Origin of the sequence: Streptomyces sp. BR1 (genome assembly GCF_052373795.1) — a bacterium.
Taxonomy (GTDB): domain Bacteria; phylum Actinomycetota; class Actinomycetes; order Streptomycetales; family Streptomycetaceae; genus Streptomyces.
The window spans coordinates 2,056,436-2,072,977 of the sequence record NZ_CM126252.1 but is presented as its reverse complement, the minus strand read 5'-3'; the positions used below and the strand labels follow the sequence as shown (position 1 = coordinate 2,072,977).

At 71.8% G+C, this 16,542-nt stretch carries 8 protein-coding genes; 2 read left to right on the top strand and 6 right to left on the bottom strand.

Annotated features, from left to right (window positions below):
• The first annotated feature begins 6 nt into the window (after positions 1–6).
• On the top strand, positions 7–2,250 hold the full coding sequence (locus ACT1U9_RS08575; RefSeq protein ID WP_444537758.1) for a HelD family protein: 2,244 nt from the start codon (positions 7–9) through the stop codon (positions 2,248–2,250).
• Here the strand turns inward: ACT1U9_RS08575 and glgB are convergent.
• The 5 genes from glgB to ACT1U9_RS08550 all read right to left on the bottom strand — a co-directional run bounded on the left by glgB (position 2,225) and on the right by ACT1U9_RS08550 (position 11,428).
• Positions 2,225–4,540 (bottom strand): 1,4-alpha-glucan branching enzyme, encoded by a 2,316-nt coding sequence (glgB, locus tag ACT1U9_RS08570; protein ID WP_444537757.1) that lies wholly within the window; start codon positions 4,538–4,540, stop codon positions 2,225–2,227. The two genes, ACT1U9_RS08575 and glgB, sit on opposite strands and share 26 nt — an antisense overlap.
• Before the next feature lie 43 nt (positions 4,541–4,583).
• Positions 4,584–5,966, bottom strand: coding sequence for a maltokinase N-terminal cap-like domain-containing protein (locus ACT1U9_RS08565; protein ID WP_444537756.1), 1,383 nt, complete (start codon positions 5,964–5,966; stop codon positions 4,584–4,586).
• 203 nt (positions 5,967–6,169) lie between these two features.
• The gene (gene treS / locus ACT1U9_RS08560; protein WP_188275668.1) at positions 6,170–7,897 is read right to left on the bottom strand and encodes a maltose alpha-D-glucosyltransferase; all 1,728 of its coding nucleotides are present in this window, start codon (positions 7,895–7,897) and stop codon (positions 6,170–6,172) included.
• Positions 7,894–9,885, bottom strand: a complete 1,992-nt coding sequence (locus tag ACT1U9_RS08555; RefSeq protein ID WP_444539044.1) for an alpha-1,4-glucan--maltose-1-phosphate maltosyltransferase — start codon at positions 9,883–9,885, stop codon at positions 7,894–7,896. Before ACT1U9_RS08555 ends, treS begins: the two co-directional genes overlap by 4 nt.
• A gap of 325 nt (positions 9,886–10,210) precedes the next feature.
• The gene (locus tag ACT1U9_RS08550; protein WP_444537755.1) at positions 10,211–11,428 is read right to left on the bottom strand and encodes a S8 family peptidase; all 1,218 of its coding nucleotides are present in this window, start codon (positions 11,426–11,428) and stop codon (positions 10,211–10,213) included.
• Positions 11,429–11,690: 262 nt separating this feature from the next.
• Here ACT1U9_RS08550 and glgP point away from each other — a divergent pair, with 262 nt between their 5' ends.
• On the top strand, positions 11,691–14,318 hold the full coding sequence (glgP, locus tag ACT1U9_RS08545) for an alpha-glucan family phosphorylase (RefSeq protein ID WP_444537754.1): 2,628 nt from the start codon (positions 11,691–11,693) through the stop codon (positions 14,316–14,318).
• 92 nt (positions 14,319–14,410) lie between these two features.
• Here glgP and ACT1U9_RS08540 read toward each other — a convergent pair whose 3' ends face one another.
• The gene (locus ACT1U9_RS08540) at positions 14,411–16,453 is read right to left on the bottom strand and encodes a M4 family metallopeptidase (RefSeq protein WP_444537753.1); all 2,043 of its coding nucleotides are present in this window, start codon (positions 16,451–16,453) and stop codon (positions 14,411–14,413) included.
• Positions 16,454–16,542 lie beyond the last annotated feature (89 nt).

The following is a 16,542-nucleotide window of genomic DNA, read 5'->3' as shown; positions in this document are numbered from 1 at the left end:
GCGGAATTGTCAACCGAGGAAATTCGGAAAGAACAGCAATTCATCGACGCGCTCTACGCCCGCCTCGACGACCTGCGCGAGCAGGCCGAGGGGTCGGTCCGGGTCGCGTTGGGGTCGGTCGGGACCGGGCAGCAGGCTCGGCTTGAGCGGGATGTGATCGTCGCCGAGCAGTCGGGGCTGCTCAGTGCGTACCAGGCCGGTGAGAACGGGCTCTGCTTCGGGCGTCTCGACCACGCCGACTCCCGCTCGCACCACATCGGCCGCATCGGTATCCGCCGCGACGACCCGGACCGTACGCCCCTCGTCGTCGACTGGCGGGCCGACGTGGCGCGGCCGTTCTATCTGGCGACCGGGCACACCCCGATGGGGCTGCGCCGCAGGCGTCACATCACCACCGACGGCCGCACGGTCACCGCCCTCCACGACGAGATCCTCGACCTCGCCGACTCGGCCCGTACCGGGCACGAGGGCGCGGACGCCGACGACGTACTGCTCGCCGCCCTCGACGCGGCCCGCACCGGCCGTATGCACGACATCGTGCAGACCATCCAGGCCGAACAGGACCGGATCATCCGTGCCCCGCAGCGCGGCGTCCTCGTCGTCGAGGGCGGGCCCGGCACCGGCAAGACTGCGGTCGCGCTGCACCGTGCCGCGTATCTGCTGTACGCGCACCGCGAGCAGCTCGCCCGGCGCGCCGTCCTGATCGTCGGCCCCAACCCCGCCTTCCTCGGGTACATCGGGGAGGTGCTGCCCTCGCTGGGCGAGACCGGGGTTCTTCTGTCCACCATGGGTGAGCTCTTCCCTGGCCTACACGCCACCGGCGTCGACAGCCCCGCCGCCGCCGAAATAAAGGGGCGCGCCGCCATGGCCGACGTCCTCGCCCAGGTAGTTCGCGACCGCCAGACCGTCCCGGACGTCGCCGCCGAGATCGACCATGACGGGTACGGGACCCTGTTCCTGGAGCGCGCCATGGCCGAGGACGCGCGCCACCGCGCCCGCGAGAGCGGGCTCCCGCACAACCTCGCCCGGCCCCACTTCGCCTTCCACATCATCGACGCGCTCACCGCCCAGCTCGCCGAGCGGATCGGCGCGGACCCCTTCGGCGGCGAGAACCTCCTCGGGCCCGACGACCTCGCCCAGATGGGCAAGGAGATCGCCACCAGCCCGACCGTCCACGCTGCCATCGACGACTTCTGGCCCGACCTCACCCCGGAGCGGCTTGTCGAGGAATTTCTCGCCGAGCCCTCTCATCTGGACGAAGATGAAGGGGAGTTGATTCGGCGGCCCGCCGGCTCCCCCTGGACCGTCGCCGACATTCCCCTCCTCGACGAAGCCGCCGAACTCCTCGGCGACGACGACTCCGCCGCCCGCGCCGCCGCCGAGGCCGCCCGGCAGGACCGGATCGCCTACGCGCAGGGCGTGCTCGACCTCTCCGCGGGCTCCGAGAGCTTCGAGTTCGAGGACGAGGAGTCGGAGGTGCTGGCCGCGCACGACATCATCGACGCCGAGCGGTTCGCCGACCGGCACGAGGAGGCCGACCGCCGCAGCGCGGCCGAGCGCGCCGCCGCCGACCGGACCTGGGCGTTCGGCCACATCATCGTCGACGAGGCGCAGGAGCTCTCCGCGATGGCCTGGCGGCTGCTGATGCGGCGCTGCCCGACCCGCTCGTTCACGCTGGTCGGCGACCCGGCCCAGACCGCCGAACCGGCCGGCGTCGGCTCCTGGCAGCGGATCCTCGAACCGTACGTGGAGGACCGCTGGGAGCATGTCCGGCTCGGGGTCAACTACCGTACGCCTGCTGAAATTATGGAGGTGGCCGCTCAGGTCTGGCGGGCCGAGGATCCGGGGTTTGAGCCTCCCAGTTCCGTACGGTCCACCGGAGTTCGGCCCTGGGTGCGCGCGGCCGACGACCTCGCCCAGGCCGTCGCCCACGCCGTGAAGGAGGAGACGCCCGAGGTGGGGCGGCTCGCCGTCATCGCGCCGCGCACTCTCCACCCCTCCCTCGCCGCCGCGTTGCCCGACATCCCGGCGGGCGAGCCCGATCTGACGCGTCCGGTCGTCCTGCTCGACCCCCGGCAGGCCAAGGGGCTCGAATTCGACACCGTGTTGGTGGTGGAGCCGGGTGAGTACGGCGTGAGTGATCTGTACGTGGCGCTCACCCGGGCCACTCAGCGGCTCGGCGTGCTCCACTCGGCGCCGCTGCCGAAAGCATTGGAAGAAGCGCTCACACCGGCCGCAGCCACACGGTAGCCAGCGGCGGCAGGGTCAGCTGGATGCTGACCTGCTGCCCGTTGCCGGGGACGGAGTCGGGCTTGAGGGGGTCGGGGTTGGCGACGCCGCCGCCTCCGTAGCGGGTCGCGTCGGTGTTCAGGACCTCCGTCCAGGCCGGGACGGTGTCGGGGACGCCCAAGCGGTAGTCGTGGCGCACCACCGGGGAGAAGTGGGAGACGGCCAGCAGGGGCGCGCCCGTGGTGTCGTAGCGGAGGAAGGCGAAGACGTTGTCCTCCGCCGCGTCGCCCGCCACCCACGCGAAGCCGCCGGGGTCGGTGTCGCGCTGCCACAGGGGCGGGGCGTCGCGGTAGACCGTGTTCAGGTCGCGGACCAGGTCGCGCACGCCCCGGTGGTCCGGCTCGGCCGAGTACGACGGGTCGAGCAGCCACCAGTCGGGGCCGGTCGTCTCCGACCACTCCGCGCCCTGGGCGAACTCCTGGCCCATGAAGAGGAGTTGCTTGCCGGGGTGCGCCCACATGAAGCCGAGGTAGGCGCGGTGGGTGGCGCGCTGCTGCCACCAGTCGCCGGGCATCTTGGAGACCAGCGAGCGCTTGCCGTGGACGACCTCGTCGTGCGAGATCGGCAGGACGTAGTTCTCGCTGTACGCGTACACCATCGAGAACGTCATCTCGTTGTGGTGGTACTTGCGGTGGACCGGCTCATGGGCCGCGTAGCCCAGCGAGTCGTGCATCCAGCCCATGTTCCACTTCAGGCCGAAGCCGAGGCCGCCGAAGCCGCCGGGGCCCACGTGGTGGGTCGCGCGGGTCACGCCGTCCCAGGCGGTGGACTCCTCCGCGATGGTGATCACGCCGGGGCAGCGGCGGTAGACGGTGGCGTTCATCTCCTGGAGGAAGGCCACCGCGTCCAGGTTCTCCCGGCCGCCGTGCTCGTTCGGGGCCCACTCGCCGTGCTCGCGCGAGTAGTCCAGGTAGAGCATGGAGGCGACCGCGTCCACCCGCAGGCCGTCGATGTGGAACTCCTGGCACCAGTACGTCGCGTTGGCCACCAGGAAGTTACGGACCTCCTTGCGGCCGTAGTCGAATTCGAGGGTGCCCCAGTCGGGGTGCTCGGAGCGCGCGGGGTCCTCATGCTCGTACAGCGTGCGCCCGTCGAAGGACGCCAGCGCCCAGTCGTCCTTCGGGAAGTGCGCGGGCACCCAGTCGACGAGCACGCCGATGCCGGCCCGGTGCAGCGCGTCCACCAGGAAGCGGAAGTCGTCGGGGGTGCCCATCCGGGCGGTGGGGGCGTAGAAGCCGGTCACCTGGTAGCCCCACGAGCCGCCGAAGGGGTGCTCGGCGACCGGCAGGAATTCTACGTGGGTGAAGCCCAAGTCGCGTACGTACGAGGGGAGTTGCATGGCCAGCTGACGGTACGTCAGCCTTGGGCGCCAGGACGGGAGGTGCACCTCGTACACCGAGAACGGGGACTCGTGCACCGGGCGGTCCCCGCGTGCCGCCATCCAGCGCTCGTCCTGCCACTCGTGGTGCGACTCGGTCACGATCGACGCGGTCGCGGGCGGCACCTCGGTGCGCCGGGCCATCGGGTCGGCGCGCAGGGTGTGCGAGCCGTCGGGGCGGGTGATGTCGAACTTGTAGAGCGCGCCGTCGCCGATGCCCGGCAGGAACAGCTCCCACACGCCGGACGAGCCGAGCGAGCGCATGGGGTGCGCGGTGCCGTCCCAGTAGCAGAAGTCCCCGGTCACGCGGACGCCGAGCGCGTTGGGCGCCCACACCGTGAACCGGGTGCCCGCGACGCCCTGGTGGGTCATCGGGCGCGCGCCGAGCGCCGTCCACAGCTCCTCGTGGCGGCCCTCGCCGATCAGATGCAGATCGAGGTCGCCGAGCGCGGGCAGGAAGCGGTACGGGTCCTCGGCCTCGATCTCGTTGTCGTCGTAGGTGACCAGCAGTTTGTACTCGGGCACCTCGCGCAGCGGCAGCACCCCGCTGAACAGCCCGTCGCCGTCCTCGTGCAGCTCGGCCCTGAGCCCCTTGGCCAGTACGGTCACGGCCTGCGCGTACGGGCGCAGCACGCGGAAGGCGATACCGCCGCGCACGGAGTGGGCGCCGAGCAGCGCGTGCGGATCGTGGTGCGCCCCGGCGAGCAGCCGCGCGCGGTCGTCGGCGCCGAGCGGCCGTGCGGCCCGTACGCCATGGCTCCCCGCGCGCTTGGGCGTCGGCTTCGCCGCGGGCTTCGACTTCTCGGCGGCGCTCTTGCGCGTGCGGCGGTCGGGGGTTTTCGGGCTGTCGCCGGTCGGCGGGCGGGCGGTCACGGGTACGGCCTCCTCGGGGTGGGGGGAATCGGGGGCGGTGGGGTCAGGTGCCGGCCAGGCGGCGGACGGCCGCCATGGGGACGGCCAGCCAGTCGGGGCGGTGGCGGGCCTCGTACAGCACCTCGTACACCGCCTTGTCGGTCTCGTACGCCCGCAGCAGCTCGGGCTCGTCGCGCGGATCGGTGCCGGAAGCGGCCGCGTAACCGGCGCAGTAGGCGCCGCGGCAGGACTCGGTCCACTCCAGGCGCCAGGGCTGCGGGGCCCGTTGGGTGTGGCCGGGGTCGGGGGCCTGCGGGAGCGTGCGGGCCGCGTAGTCGAAGGAGCGCAGCATGCCCGCCACGTCCCGGACCGGCGGCTGCGGGCGGCGGCGCTCGGTCAGCGGCCGGGCGGGCTCGCCCTCGAAGTCGATGACCGACCACTGCCCGCCCGATGCCCGCAGGGTCTGGCCCAGATGCAGATCGCCGTGGACGCGCTGGGCGGGCCGGGGTCCGCACACCGCCGTCACCGCGTCGAACGCGGCCCGCAGTCCCGGCACATGGGGCCGCAGCGCCGGCACCGCCCGGGCGGCGGCCTCCAGACGCTCGCGCATCGCGGTGGCCAGCAGCTCGGTCTGCGGGCGGCCGAGCGTGACCACCGGCAGCGCTGCCGCGAGCGCGGTGTGCACCTCGGCGGTGGCGCGGCCGAGCGCGTGCGCCTCGGCGGTGAAGTCGCGCTGCTCGGCGAGCGCGCGCAGCGCGAGCTGCCAGCCGTCCTGCGAGCCGCGCAGAAACGGCTGGAGCACCGCGAGCGTTGCTTCCTCGGGCCGGTCCGTCTGGATCCAGGCCGCCGGTGCGGGCACCCGGGCGCACCCGTGCCGGGCCAGGACCAGCGGAAGTTCCAGGTCGGGGTTGACCCCGAAGTGGATCCGACGGAATACCTTGAGGATGAACGTATCTCCGTACACCAGCGAGGAGTTGGACTGCTCGACGGCCAGAAGGCGGGGCGCGAGTCCGGCCGGAACGGGGACGGTCGCGTCGCAGCCGAAGCGCAGCGGTCCCAGGCGTCCCGGGGTGCGCAGCCGTTCCAGGAGGAGGGCGGCGATCTGGGGGTCCTGGAGTGCGTCGTACACGGTGAGCCCGGTCAGCGGTCCGGCGCTCGCGTGCCCGACGAGCGCGGGCGCGAGCGGTGGCGGCAGCACTTTCCGTACGCCGAGCAGCAGCTGGTAGACGTCGCCGGGATCGGGGGCGGCAGTCGCGCTCGGCTGCTCGGCTCGTACGAGCAGGTGCAGACAGCCGGGCAGCAGCTCGGTGACGGAGGTGAGCGAGAAGCCGGTGACCGGGCGGCCCTTGCCCGCGAACCAGCGCTGGCGGGGCAGCCACTCGTGCAGCAGCGGCGCCAGCGAGGGGAGCAGCGCGACGGGAGTCAGGGTGGGTGCGGCCTTGGGCATGGCAGCGCGTCCTTTCCCCGGGCTCACAGCAGGATGTGCGCAGAGTGTCCCGGATTGCGGCAATGGCTGTCCGGCGGCGCGCGGGGCCTCCGGCGTGCCTCTGGGAGAGCGGTCCGGAGCGTCGCTGAGGAGAGTGCCCCGGGCGGGCCGGAGGAAACCGGCCCGTCCGGGGCCGCCCGAAAGGGGCCCTCGGTGGGTGGTGGCTAACCGATCACGATGCAGTCCTTGCGCAGCCGGAACCAGTAGAAGCCGTGCCCCGCCAGGGTGAGCAGGTACGGCCACTGGCCGATGGCCGGGAACCGCACCCCGCCGATCAGCTCCACCGGATGGCGGCCGGCGAACGCCCGCAGATCCAGCTCGGTGGGCTGGGCGAACCGCGAGAAGTTGTTCACGCAGAGCACCAGGTCGTCGCCCCCGCCGTCAACAGCAGGTACCTCCCGCAGGAACGCCAGGACCGCCGGGTTGGACGACTGGAGTTCGGTGTACGAGCCGAGTCCGAAAGCGGGGTTCTGCTTACGGATCTCGATCATCCGGCGGGTCCAGTGCAGCAGCGACGACGGCGACGCCATGGCCGCCTCGACGTTGGTGACCTGGTAGCCGTAGACGGGGTCCATGATCGTGGGAAGGAAGAGGCGTCCTGGATCGCAGGACGAGAAGCCCGCGTTGCGGTCGGGCGTCCACTGCATGGGGGTCCGTACGGCGTCCCGGTCGCCCAGCCAGATGTTGTCGCCCATCCCGATCTCGTCCCCGTAGTAGAGGATCGGCGAGCCGGGCAGCGACAGGAGCAGGGCGGTGAACAGTTCGATCTGGTTGCGGTCGTTGTCCAGCAGGGAGGCGAGGCGGCGCCGGATGCCGATGTTGGCGCGCATCCGGGGGTCCTTGGCGTACTCCGCGTACATGTAGTCGCGCTCTTCGTCCGTGACCATTTCGAGGGTCAGCTCGTCGTGGTTGCGCAGGAAGATGCCCCACTGGCAGGTCTTGGGGATGGCCGGGGTCTTGGCCAGTACTTCGGAGACCGGGTAGCGGCTCTCGCGGCGCACGGCCATGAAGATGCGCGGCATCACGGGGAAGTGGAACGCCATATGGCACTCGTCGCCGCCCGCCGCGTAGTCGCCGAAGTAGTCGACGACGTCCTCCGGCCACTGGTTGGCCTCGGCCAGCAGCACCGTGTCCGGGTAGCTCGCGTCGATCTCGGCGCGGACCCGCTTGAGGAACTCATGGGTGGCGGGCAGGTTCTCGCAGTTGGTGCCCTCCTCCTGGTAGAGGTACGGGACGGCGTCCAGGCGGAAGCCGTCGATGCCCAGGTCCAGCCAGAACCGCAGGGCGGCCAGGATCTCGTCCTGGACGGCCGGGTTCTCGTAGTTGAGGTCCGGCTGGTGGGAGAAGAAGCGGTGCCAGTAGTACTTCTTGCGGACGGGGTCGAAGGTCCAGTTGGACGTCTCGGTGTCGACGAAGATGATCCGGGCGTCCTGGAACTGCTTGTCGTTGTCGGCCCAGACGTAGTAGTCGCCGTACGGGCCCTCGGGGTCCTTGCGCGACTCCTGGAACCACGGGTGCTGGTCGCTGGTGTGGTTCATGACGAAGTCGATGATCACGCGCATGCCGCGCTGGTGGGCGGCGTCCACGAACTCCACGAAGTCGGCGAGGTCGCCGAACTCGGGGAGTACCGCGGTGTAGTCCGAGACGTCGTAACCGCCGTCCCGCAGCGGGGACTTGAAGAAGGGCGGAAGCCACAGGCAGTCCACCCCCAGCCACTGCAGGTAGTCCAGTTTGGCGGTGATGCCCTTGAGATCCCCGACGCCGTCGCCGTTGCTGTCCTGGAAGGACCGGACGAGCACCTCGTAGAACACCGCTCGCTTGAACCACTCGGGATCGCGGTCCTTGGCGGGAGTGTCCTCGAAGGTGTCGTGGACGGGCTCGTTGACGATCATGGTGTGGGTGACCCTCCGATCGCAGGGGACGGTCGCAGGGCCAGCACGTGCGCGGGCGCGCGGCCCGGCTCTAGGCGCACGTAGTCGGCCCTGCCCCAGTGGTAGGTCTCACCGGTGAGCTCGTCGCGCACCGGGACGGTCTCGTGCCATTCGAGGCCGAGTTCCGGCATGTCCAACGAGACCGTGGCCTCCTGGGTGTGGTGGGGGTCGAGGTTGGCGACCACCAGGACGGTGTCGGCCCCCGAGCGCTTGCTGTACGCGATGACCGCGTCGTTGTCGGTGGCGTGGAAGCGGACCGAGCGCAGCCGGCGCAGCGCCGGGTGGTGCCGGCGGATGCGGTTGAGCGCGGTGATCAGCGGGGCGATGGAGCGCCCGTCGCGCTCGGCCGCCGCCCAGTCGCGGGGCCGCAGCTCGTACTTCTCGGAGTGCAGGTACTCCTCGCTGCCGTCGCGCAGCGCGGTGTTCTCGCAGAGCTCGTACCCCGCGTACACGCCCCAGCTGGGCGAAAGCGTGGCGGCGAGCACCGCCCGCACCTCGAACGCGGGGCGGCCGCCGTGCTGGAGGTAGGCGTGCAGGATGTCCGGGGTGTTCACGAAGAAGTTGGGCCGCATGTACGCGGCGCTCTCACCGGAGAGCTCGGTCAGGTAGTCGGTGAGCTCCTGCTTGGAGTTGCGCCAGGTGAAGTACGTGTACGACTGCTGGAAGCCGACCTTGGCGAGGGTGTGCATCATCGCGGGCCGGGTGAACGCCTCGGCCAGGAAGACGACATCGGGGTCGGTGCCGTTGACCTCGGCCAGCACCTGTTCCCAGAACACCACCGGCTTGGTGTGCGGATTGTCGACGCGGAAGATCCGTACCCCGTGGTCCATCCAGAACCGCAGCAGCCGCACGGTCTCGGCGACCAGGCCCGGCATGTCGCGGTCGAAGGCGAGCGGATAGATGTCCTGGTACTTCTTCGGCGGGTTCTCGGCGTATGCGATGGTGCCGTCCACCCGGTGGTGGAACCACTCGGGGTGCTTGTCCACCCAGGGGTGGTCGGGCGAGCACTGGAGCGCGAAGTCGAGGGCGACCTCCATACGCAGATCGCGGGCCGTCGCCACGAAGTGGTCGAAGTCGTCGAGGGTGCCGAGGTCCGGGTGGATGGCGTCGTGGCCGCCGTCCGGCGAGCCGATCGCCCAGGGCACGCCGACGTCACCGGGCGCCGCCGCCAGGCTGTTGTCGCGGCCTTTGCGGAAGGTGGTGCCGATGGGGTGGACGGGCGGCAGATAGACCACGTCGAAGCCCATCGCGGCGACCGCCGGCAGCCGTTCCGCAGCGGTCCGCAGCGTGCCGCTCACCGGCGGCTTCCCGGCCTCGACCACCGCGCCCTCGGAGCGCGGGAACAGCTCGTACCAGGAGCCGAAGAGCGCCCGCTCGCGCTCCACGAGCAGCGGCAACGGCTCGCAGGCGCTGACCAGTTCGCGCAGCGGATGGCGGGACAGGGCCTCGTCGGCCGCCGGGGTCAGGGCCGCGGCGAGCCGGGCGTGCGCCGGGCGGGAAGTGTCGCGCAGCGCGTCCGCGGCGGCCAGCACCGCCTCGCGCCCTTCGTCCTTGGGCACTCCGGGCGCGGCCCGCTCGTACAGCTCGGCGCCCTCCGCGAGCACCAGTTCGGTGTCCAGGCCCGCCGGGATCTTGATGCGGGCGTGGTGGCGCCAGGTGGCGACCGGGTCGCTCCACGCCTCGACCGTGTACGACCAGCGCCCTTCGCTGTCCGGGGTGACCTCGGCGCCCCAGCGGTCGGTGCCGGGGGCGAGCTCGCGCATCGGCGTCCAGGGCCCCGGCCGCCCGTGCGGGTCGCGCAGCACGACGTTGGCGGCGACGGCGTCATGGCCCTCGCGGAAGACGGTGGCGGTGACCAGGAACGTCTCTCCGGCCACCGCCTTCGCGGGCCTCGTGCCGCAGTCGACGGCGGGGCGGACGTCCAGGACGGGGATACGGCCGATCGGCATCTTCACGGTCTCACCTGGTGGCTGGGGTGTACGGGGCGTGGCGGGGTCTGCTCTTTGTAGCTCCGCTGACGGTTGACGGGCTGCGGGCATGGCCGCTCCTGTCCGCGTTCACTCGGGTGGCGGGTGACGGGTGTCTCAGACGGCGTCCTACCGGATGAGCCTTCCACAGGGTCCGAGTGCGCATTCCGGTGGTTTGTTAACTACCTGGGCGTAACGGTTCAGGCAACGAAGCGGCCCCGTCTTTCGACGGAACCGCCCCAGAATTTGCCTACCCACAAGTTCCTTGAGCGTCAGGGGAGTTCAGTGCTGACCGGTCACGCAGAGTTCAGTCCTGGCCGGTGACCTGGAGCAGCCGGTCGGGGGAGCCGGGGCCCGCGTCGGTGATCCTCCCGGTGGCCGAGCGGGCCACCAGCGCGTCGCTGACCTCGGCCGGAGTCGCCGACGGGTGGCCGCCCAGATAGAGCGCCGCCGCGCCCGCCGCGTACGGGGCCGCCATCGAGGTGCCGGTCAGGGTCCTGGTCGCGGTGTCGTCGGTGTTCCATGCGGAGGTGATGGAGACGCCGGGCGCGAACAGGTCGAGCGCTGGACCCCAGTTCGAGAACGCCGCCCGGGCGCCGTTTCGGTCGCTCGCCCCGACCGTGACCGCCTCCGGGACCCGCGCGGGCGAGAACCGCGCGGCCGGGGCCCCCTCGTTCCCGGCGGCGACCGTGAACGTCACCCCGGACGCGATCGCGTTCCGTACGGCCTGGTCGAGCTCGGGGTTGGCGGCGCCGCCCAGGCTCAGATTGGCGACGGCCGGGTGGCGGGCGTTGCGGGCCACCCAGTCGATCCCGGCGATGACCTGCGCGGTGGTGCCGACGCCGTGGTCGTCCAGGACGCGCACCGCGACCACGTCCGCCCGCTTCGCCACGCCGTAGGTGGCGCCCGCGAGCGTCGCCGCGACATGCGTGCCGTGCCCGCTGCCGTCCTCGGCGTCCGCGTCGTCGTCGACGAAGTCCCAGCCGCTGCTCGCCCGGCCGCCGAACTCGCGGTGCGTGGTGCGGATGCCGGTGTCGATGACGTACGCGGTGACGCCCGCGCCCTGGCCGGGAGGCCAGTCCGGCGGCTGCTGGGGCGGCGCGGGATCGGGCGGGGTGGTCCCGCCCGCGACCCCGCTGCCCTCGCCGTCGTCGAGCGAGACCGCCGTGTCCTGGACGACCGACGCCACGGCCGGATCGGCCGCGAGCTCGCCTGCGTGTTCGGCGTCGACCCGGACCGCGTACCCGTTCAGGGCGGTTTCGTACGTACGGCTGATGTGCGCCCCGTACTTGGCGGCGATGCTGCGGCCCGCCCCGGTGGGCGCGCCCGTGGAGTCCTTGAGCGTGACGATGTAGCTGCCGCCGACCGCGCCCGGGGCGTCCGCGCCGAGCACGCGCCCCGCGGGCGGCGGGAGTGGTGTGGGCGGTGCGGCGTGCGCGGGCAGCGCGCAGGACAGCGCCGCCGCCGTGGCCAGCGCGGTCATCGCCCCGGCCGCGCGCAGGCGCCCGGTGTGTGTCCGTCCCATGGCGTCTCTTCCCCTCCTCGGTCCGGCGCGCGCCCGGCGGAACCGATCCGCCGGGCCCGGAACCCCCTCCGCGCACGCCGGACGGCCCGCTTGGCAGCGTGCCGCCCGGACGGGAGAGCCCACAAGGGCGCACTCGGGGGGCGCCCGCTTCCGTGCGCCGTGGTTGTGCGGCGCCGGGGCCCACTACCGTCGGGGGTGAAGGACCGACGAACTGAGCGGTACGTGCACCCAGTTGCGTACATCCCCTGCGAAGGTGGAACACGTGAAGGCAATCCGTCGATTCACCGTCCGTCCCGTTCTCCCCGAGCCCCTGCGGCCGCTGAGCGAACTGGCCCGCAATCTGCGCTGGTCCTGGCATACCGAGACCCGCGAACTGTTCGAATCCGTCGACCCCGAGGGGTGGCGGGCGGCCCAGGAGGACCCCGTGCGCCTCCTCGGGGCGGTCTCCGCCGCCCGGCTCGCCGCGCTGGCCGAGGACCGCCGCTTCCTGCGGGCGCTCACCGCCTGCGCCGACGACCTGGCCGACTATCTCGGCGGGCGGCGGTGGTACCAGGAACAGCCCGAGGGGCTGCCGCGCGCGGTCGCCTACTTCTCGCCGGAGTTCGGGATCACGGCCGCGCTGCCGCAGTACTCGGGCGGGCTCGGCATCCTCGCCGGCGACCACCTCAAATCCGCCTCCGACCTCGGCGTACCGCTCGTCGGCGTCGGACTCCTGTACAGACATGGCTACTTCCGCCAGTCGCTCTCGCGCGACGGCTGGCAGCAGGAGCACTATCCCGTCCTCGACCCCAACGAACTGCCGCTGGCGCTGCTGCGCGAGAGCGACGGCGAGCCCGCGCGCATCTCGCTGCGGCTGCCCGGCGGGCGCTCGCTGCACGCCGTGGTGTGGATCGCGCGCGTCGGCCGCGTCCCGCTCCTGATGCTCGACTCGGACGTGGAGGAGAACGGGCCCGGCGAGCGGGACGTCACCGACCGGCTGTACGGCGGCGGCAGCGAGCACCGCCTCCTCCAGGAGATGCTGCTCGGCATCGGCGGGGTGCGGGCGGTGCGCGCGTACTGCCGGATCACCGGCCACCCCGAGCCCGAGGTCTTCCACACCAACGAGGGGCACGCCGGGTTCCTGGGTCTGGAGCGGATCCGTGAACTGGCCGGTGAGGGGCTTGAGTTCGACGCGGCCCTGGAGTCCGTGCGGGCCGGGACCGTCTTCACCACCCACACCCCGGTCCCGGCCGGGATCGACCGGTTCGACCGCGAGCTGGTCGCCCGCCACCTCGGCGACGACGGCGAGCTGGAAGGCGTCGACGTCGCCAGGATCCTCCAGCTGGGCATGGAGACCTATCCCGGCGGCGAGGCGAACCTCTTCAACATGGCCGTGATGGGGCTGCGGCTCGCCCAGCGCGCCAACGGCGTCTCCACCCTGCACGGCGCGGTGAGCCGGGAGATGTTCGCCGGGCTCTGGCCGGGGTTCGACCCCGCCGAGGTGCCGATCGCCTCGGTCACCAACGGGGTGCACGCGCCGACGTGGGTCGCGCCCGAGGTGTTCCGGCTCGGCGCCCGCCAGGTCGGGGCCGGGCGCGTCGAGGACGCGCTGAGCGTCGGCGGCTCGCCCCGCTGGGACGCGGTCGCCGACATCCCGGACGCGGAGATCTGGGAGCTGCGGCGGGAGTTGCGCGAGCAGCTGGTGCTCGAAGTGCGCGAGCGGCTGTACGCGTCGTGGCGCGGGCGCGGCGCCGGGACGGCGGAACTCGGCTGGGTGGAAGGGGTGCTCGACCCGTCCGTGCTCACCATCGGCTTCGCCCGCCGCGTCCCCTCGTACAAGCGACTGACGCTGATGCTGCGCGACCGGGACCGGCTGATGGAGCTGCTGCTGCATCCGACCCGGCCGGTGCAGATCGTGGTGGCGGGCAAGGCGCACCCCGCCGACGACAGCGGCAAGCGCCTGGTCCAGGAGCTGGTGCGGTTCGCGGACGATCCCCGGGTGCGCCACCGGATCGTCTTCCTGCCCGACTACGGCATGGCGATGGCCAAGCGGCTCTACCCCGGCTGCGACGTCTGGCTCAACAATCCGCTGCGGCCCCTTGAGGCGTGCGGGACCAGTGGGATGAAGGCCGCGCTCAACGGGTGCCTCAACCTGTCGGTCCTGGACGGCTGGTGGGACGAATGGTACGAGCCGGACTTCGGCTGGGCGATCCCCACCGCCGACGGCTCGGCCACCGACGAGGACCGCCGCGACCAGCTGGAGGCGACCGCGCTCTACGACCTGATCGAGGACCGGGTCGCGCCGCGCTTCTACGACCGGGGCGCGGACGGACTGCCCGGCCGCTGGATCGAGATGGTCCGCGAGACCCTGGCCGCGCTGGGGCCGAAGGTGCTGGCGGGGCGGATGGTGCGGGAGTACGTGGAGCGTCTTTACGCGCCCGCCGCCCGCGCCCACCGTTCCCTTGAGCACGCCACGGCACGGGAGTTGGCGGCCTGGAAGTCCCGGGTGCGGGGGGCCTGGCCGCAGGTCGGCGTCGACCATGTGGAGGCGCTGGCGGCGACCGCTCTCAACGGCAACGCCGAGCTCGGCTCCACCCTGTCGCTGCGGGTGTGCGTCCGCCTCGGCGGGTTGCAGCCGGACGACGTCGAGGTCCAGGCGGTCGCGGGCCGGGTGGACGCCGCCGACACGATCGGGGAGGCCCGCACCGTCGCGCTGAAGCCCGCGAGCGGCCCCGACCTGGAGGGCCGCTGGGTGTACGAGGGCCCGCTGGCACTGGACCGGACCGGCGCGTACGGCTACACGGTCCGGGTCCTTCCCGCCCACCGCCTGCTCGCCACCGGAGCCGATCTCGGTCTGGTCGCCCTGCCCACGGAGACCACGGGGGAGGGCGCGGGGGTGCTGATGCGCTGAGGCGGAACGTGGCGGTGCCCGGACCCTTGTGGGGTCCGGGCACCTGTTTCACGTTCCGATCAGCCGCCTGACCGAAAGGTGAGCTCCGAAGCTCAGAACGTGAGCTTGAAGTCGGTGATGTAACCGACGTCCTGCCGCGCCTTGTCCTGGACCTTCAGCTTCCAGGTCCCGTTCGCGGCCACCGCCGAGGCGTTGACCGTGTACGTGGTGTCCAGGTTCTGCGTGGAGTCGCCGGAGGAGTTCTTCAGGCGGTAGCTCGTCCCGTTCGGGGCCACCAGGTCGATCTGGAGGTCGCCGATGTAGGTGTGGGTGATCTTCACGCCGACCTTGAGGGCGCTGGGCGCGTTGCCCGTGATGCCGGTGACGTTGACCGACGAGGTCACGGCCGCACCCGGGTAGTCCGGGATGTTGACCTTGGTGCTGTTGTCGAAGACGTTGCCGCCGCTCGGCGGCTGGCCGCCGTCGTGGCGGGCGCCGACGTTGATGGCCGCCCACGCGTCGGTGATGTTGTTGACCTCGGCGCTGCCCGCACCGTACAGCTCGGTCGCCGCGGCGATCGTGCCGTCACGCGCGCCCGCGTAGTCGGTGGAGGAGTTGAACTTGGTGGTGAGCGCCTTGTACCAGATCAGCTGGGCCTTCTCGCGGCCGATGCCGGTGACCGGCAGACCGTCGGAGGTCGGCGAGTCGTAGTTGAACCCGTTGATGGTCTTGGCGCCGCTGCCCTCGGAGGCCAGGTAGAACCAGTGGTTCGCCGGGCCCGAGGAGTAGTGGACGTCCAGGTTGCCGACGCCGGAGTACCAGCTGTCCGCGGAGCCGCCGTCCTTGCTCGGCTTGTCCATGTAGCGCAGCGGGGTGCCGTCGCCGTTGATGTTGATCTGCTCGCCGATGAGGTAGTTGCCCGGCGCGCTGGGGTTGTTGGCGTAGAACTCCACCGACGTGCCCATGATGTCGGAGGTCGCCTCGTTCAGACCGCCGGACTCGTCCGCGTAGTTGAGGCCCGCGGTGGCGGCGGTGACGCCGTGCGTCATCTCGTGGCCGGCCACGTCCAGCGAGGTCAGCGGGTCGTTGTCGCCCGTGCCGTCGCCGTACGTCATGCAGAAGCAGCTGTCGTCCCAGAACGCGTTGACGTACGCGTTGCCGTAGTGGACGCGCGAGTAGGCGGCGACGCCGTCGCCGCGGATGCCGCTGCGGCCGAAGACGTTCTTGTAGAAGTCCCAGGTGACCCCGGCGCCGTAGGCGGCGTCGGCGCCGGCGGTGGCGGCGTTGGAGTTGGTGCCGTCGCCCCAGGTGTCGTTGTTCTGCGTGAACAGCGAACCGGTGCCGGACGAGCCGTGGTTGAGGTTGTACGTCTTGTGGCCGCCGCGGCCCGCGTCGTTCAGCGTGTAGCTGGACCCGGACTGCGAGGTGCCCAGGGTGACCTGGCCGCTGTAGTGGGTGTTGCCGATGCCGGTCTCGATGCCCTGCCACTGGTAGAGCTTGGCGCCGGTCGCCGCGTCCGTGATGACGTGCAGCTGGTTCGGCGTGCCGTCGTCCTGCACACCGCCGACGACCGTCTCGTACGCGAGGGTCGGCGTGCCCTTGGCCATCCAGACGACCTTGCGCGGGGCGCGGTCGGCGGTGGGCTTCTTGGCGCCCTTGCCGGTGGCGGCCGCGAGCGCCTGCTTCTGGGCGGCGGCCGGGCCCTGCTTGGCGGTGGTGGCGATGTTCTTCAGCTCGGCGCGGTTCGCCTTGATGACGCCCTGGGTGCGCCCGGCGGAGGACGCGTCGACGACCAGGTCGCCGCCGAGGACGGGGAGTCCGGCGTAGGTGCGCTCGTAGCGGGTGTGCGTCGTGCCGTTCTGGTCCTTGATCACATCGCGGACGACGAGCTTCTCCTGCGTGCCGAGGCCGAGCTGCTTGGCGGTCTGCGCCGTCTTGTCGCCGGCCTGGCGGATGAGCTCCGCGCGCTGCGAGGGGGAGAGCTTGGCGGGCAGGGCGCCCGGGTTGCGGACCATCTGCGCCTTGAGGGCGTTGGTGGCCGCGGAGTCGTCGGGTCGTGCGCTGGCGCTGCCCGCCTGGACTCCGACGGAGAGCATGGCGGCTGCGGAGAGCAGGGCGGCGGTGGCGGTGGCACGACGACGGTGCGTGGATCTCACGCGAACTCCTTCTGCGAGGGGGGTACCGGCGGCTGGGTGGGCCGTCCGGGCGGGGCATGCGGAGCAGTTGGTGCGTGGTGCTGGGTGGT

Coding starts and splice junctions, on each gene's coding strand:
- ACT1U9_RS08565 (WP_444537756.1), bottom strand. CDS start 5,966: ATGCCCAAGGCCGCACCCACCCTGACTCCCGTCGCGCTGCTCCCCTCG.
- treS (WP_188275668.1), bottom strand. CDS start 7,897: ATGATCGTCAACGAGCCCGTCCACGACACCTTCGAGGACACTCCCGCC.
- ACT1U9_RS08555 (WP_444539044.1), bottom strand. CDS start 9,885: ATGCCGATCGGCCGTATCCCCGTCCTGGACGTCCGCCCCGCCGTCGAC.
- ACT1U9_RS08550 (WP_444537755.1), bottom strand. CDS start 11,428: ATGGGACGGACACACACCGGGCGCCTGCGCGCGGCCGGGGCGATGACC.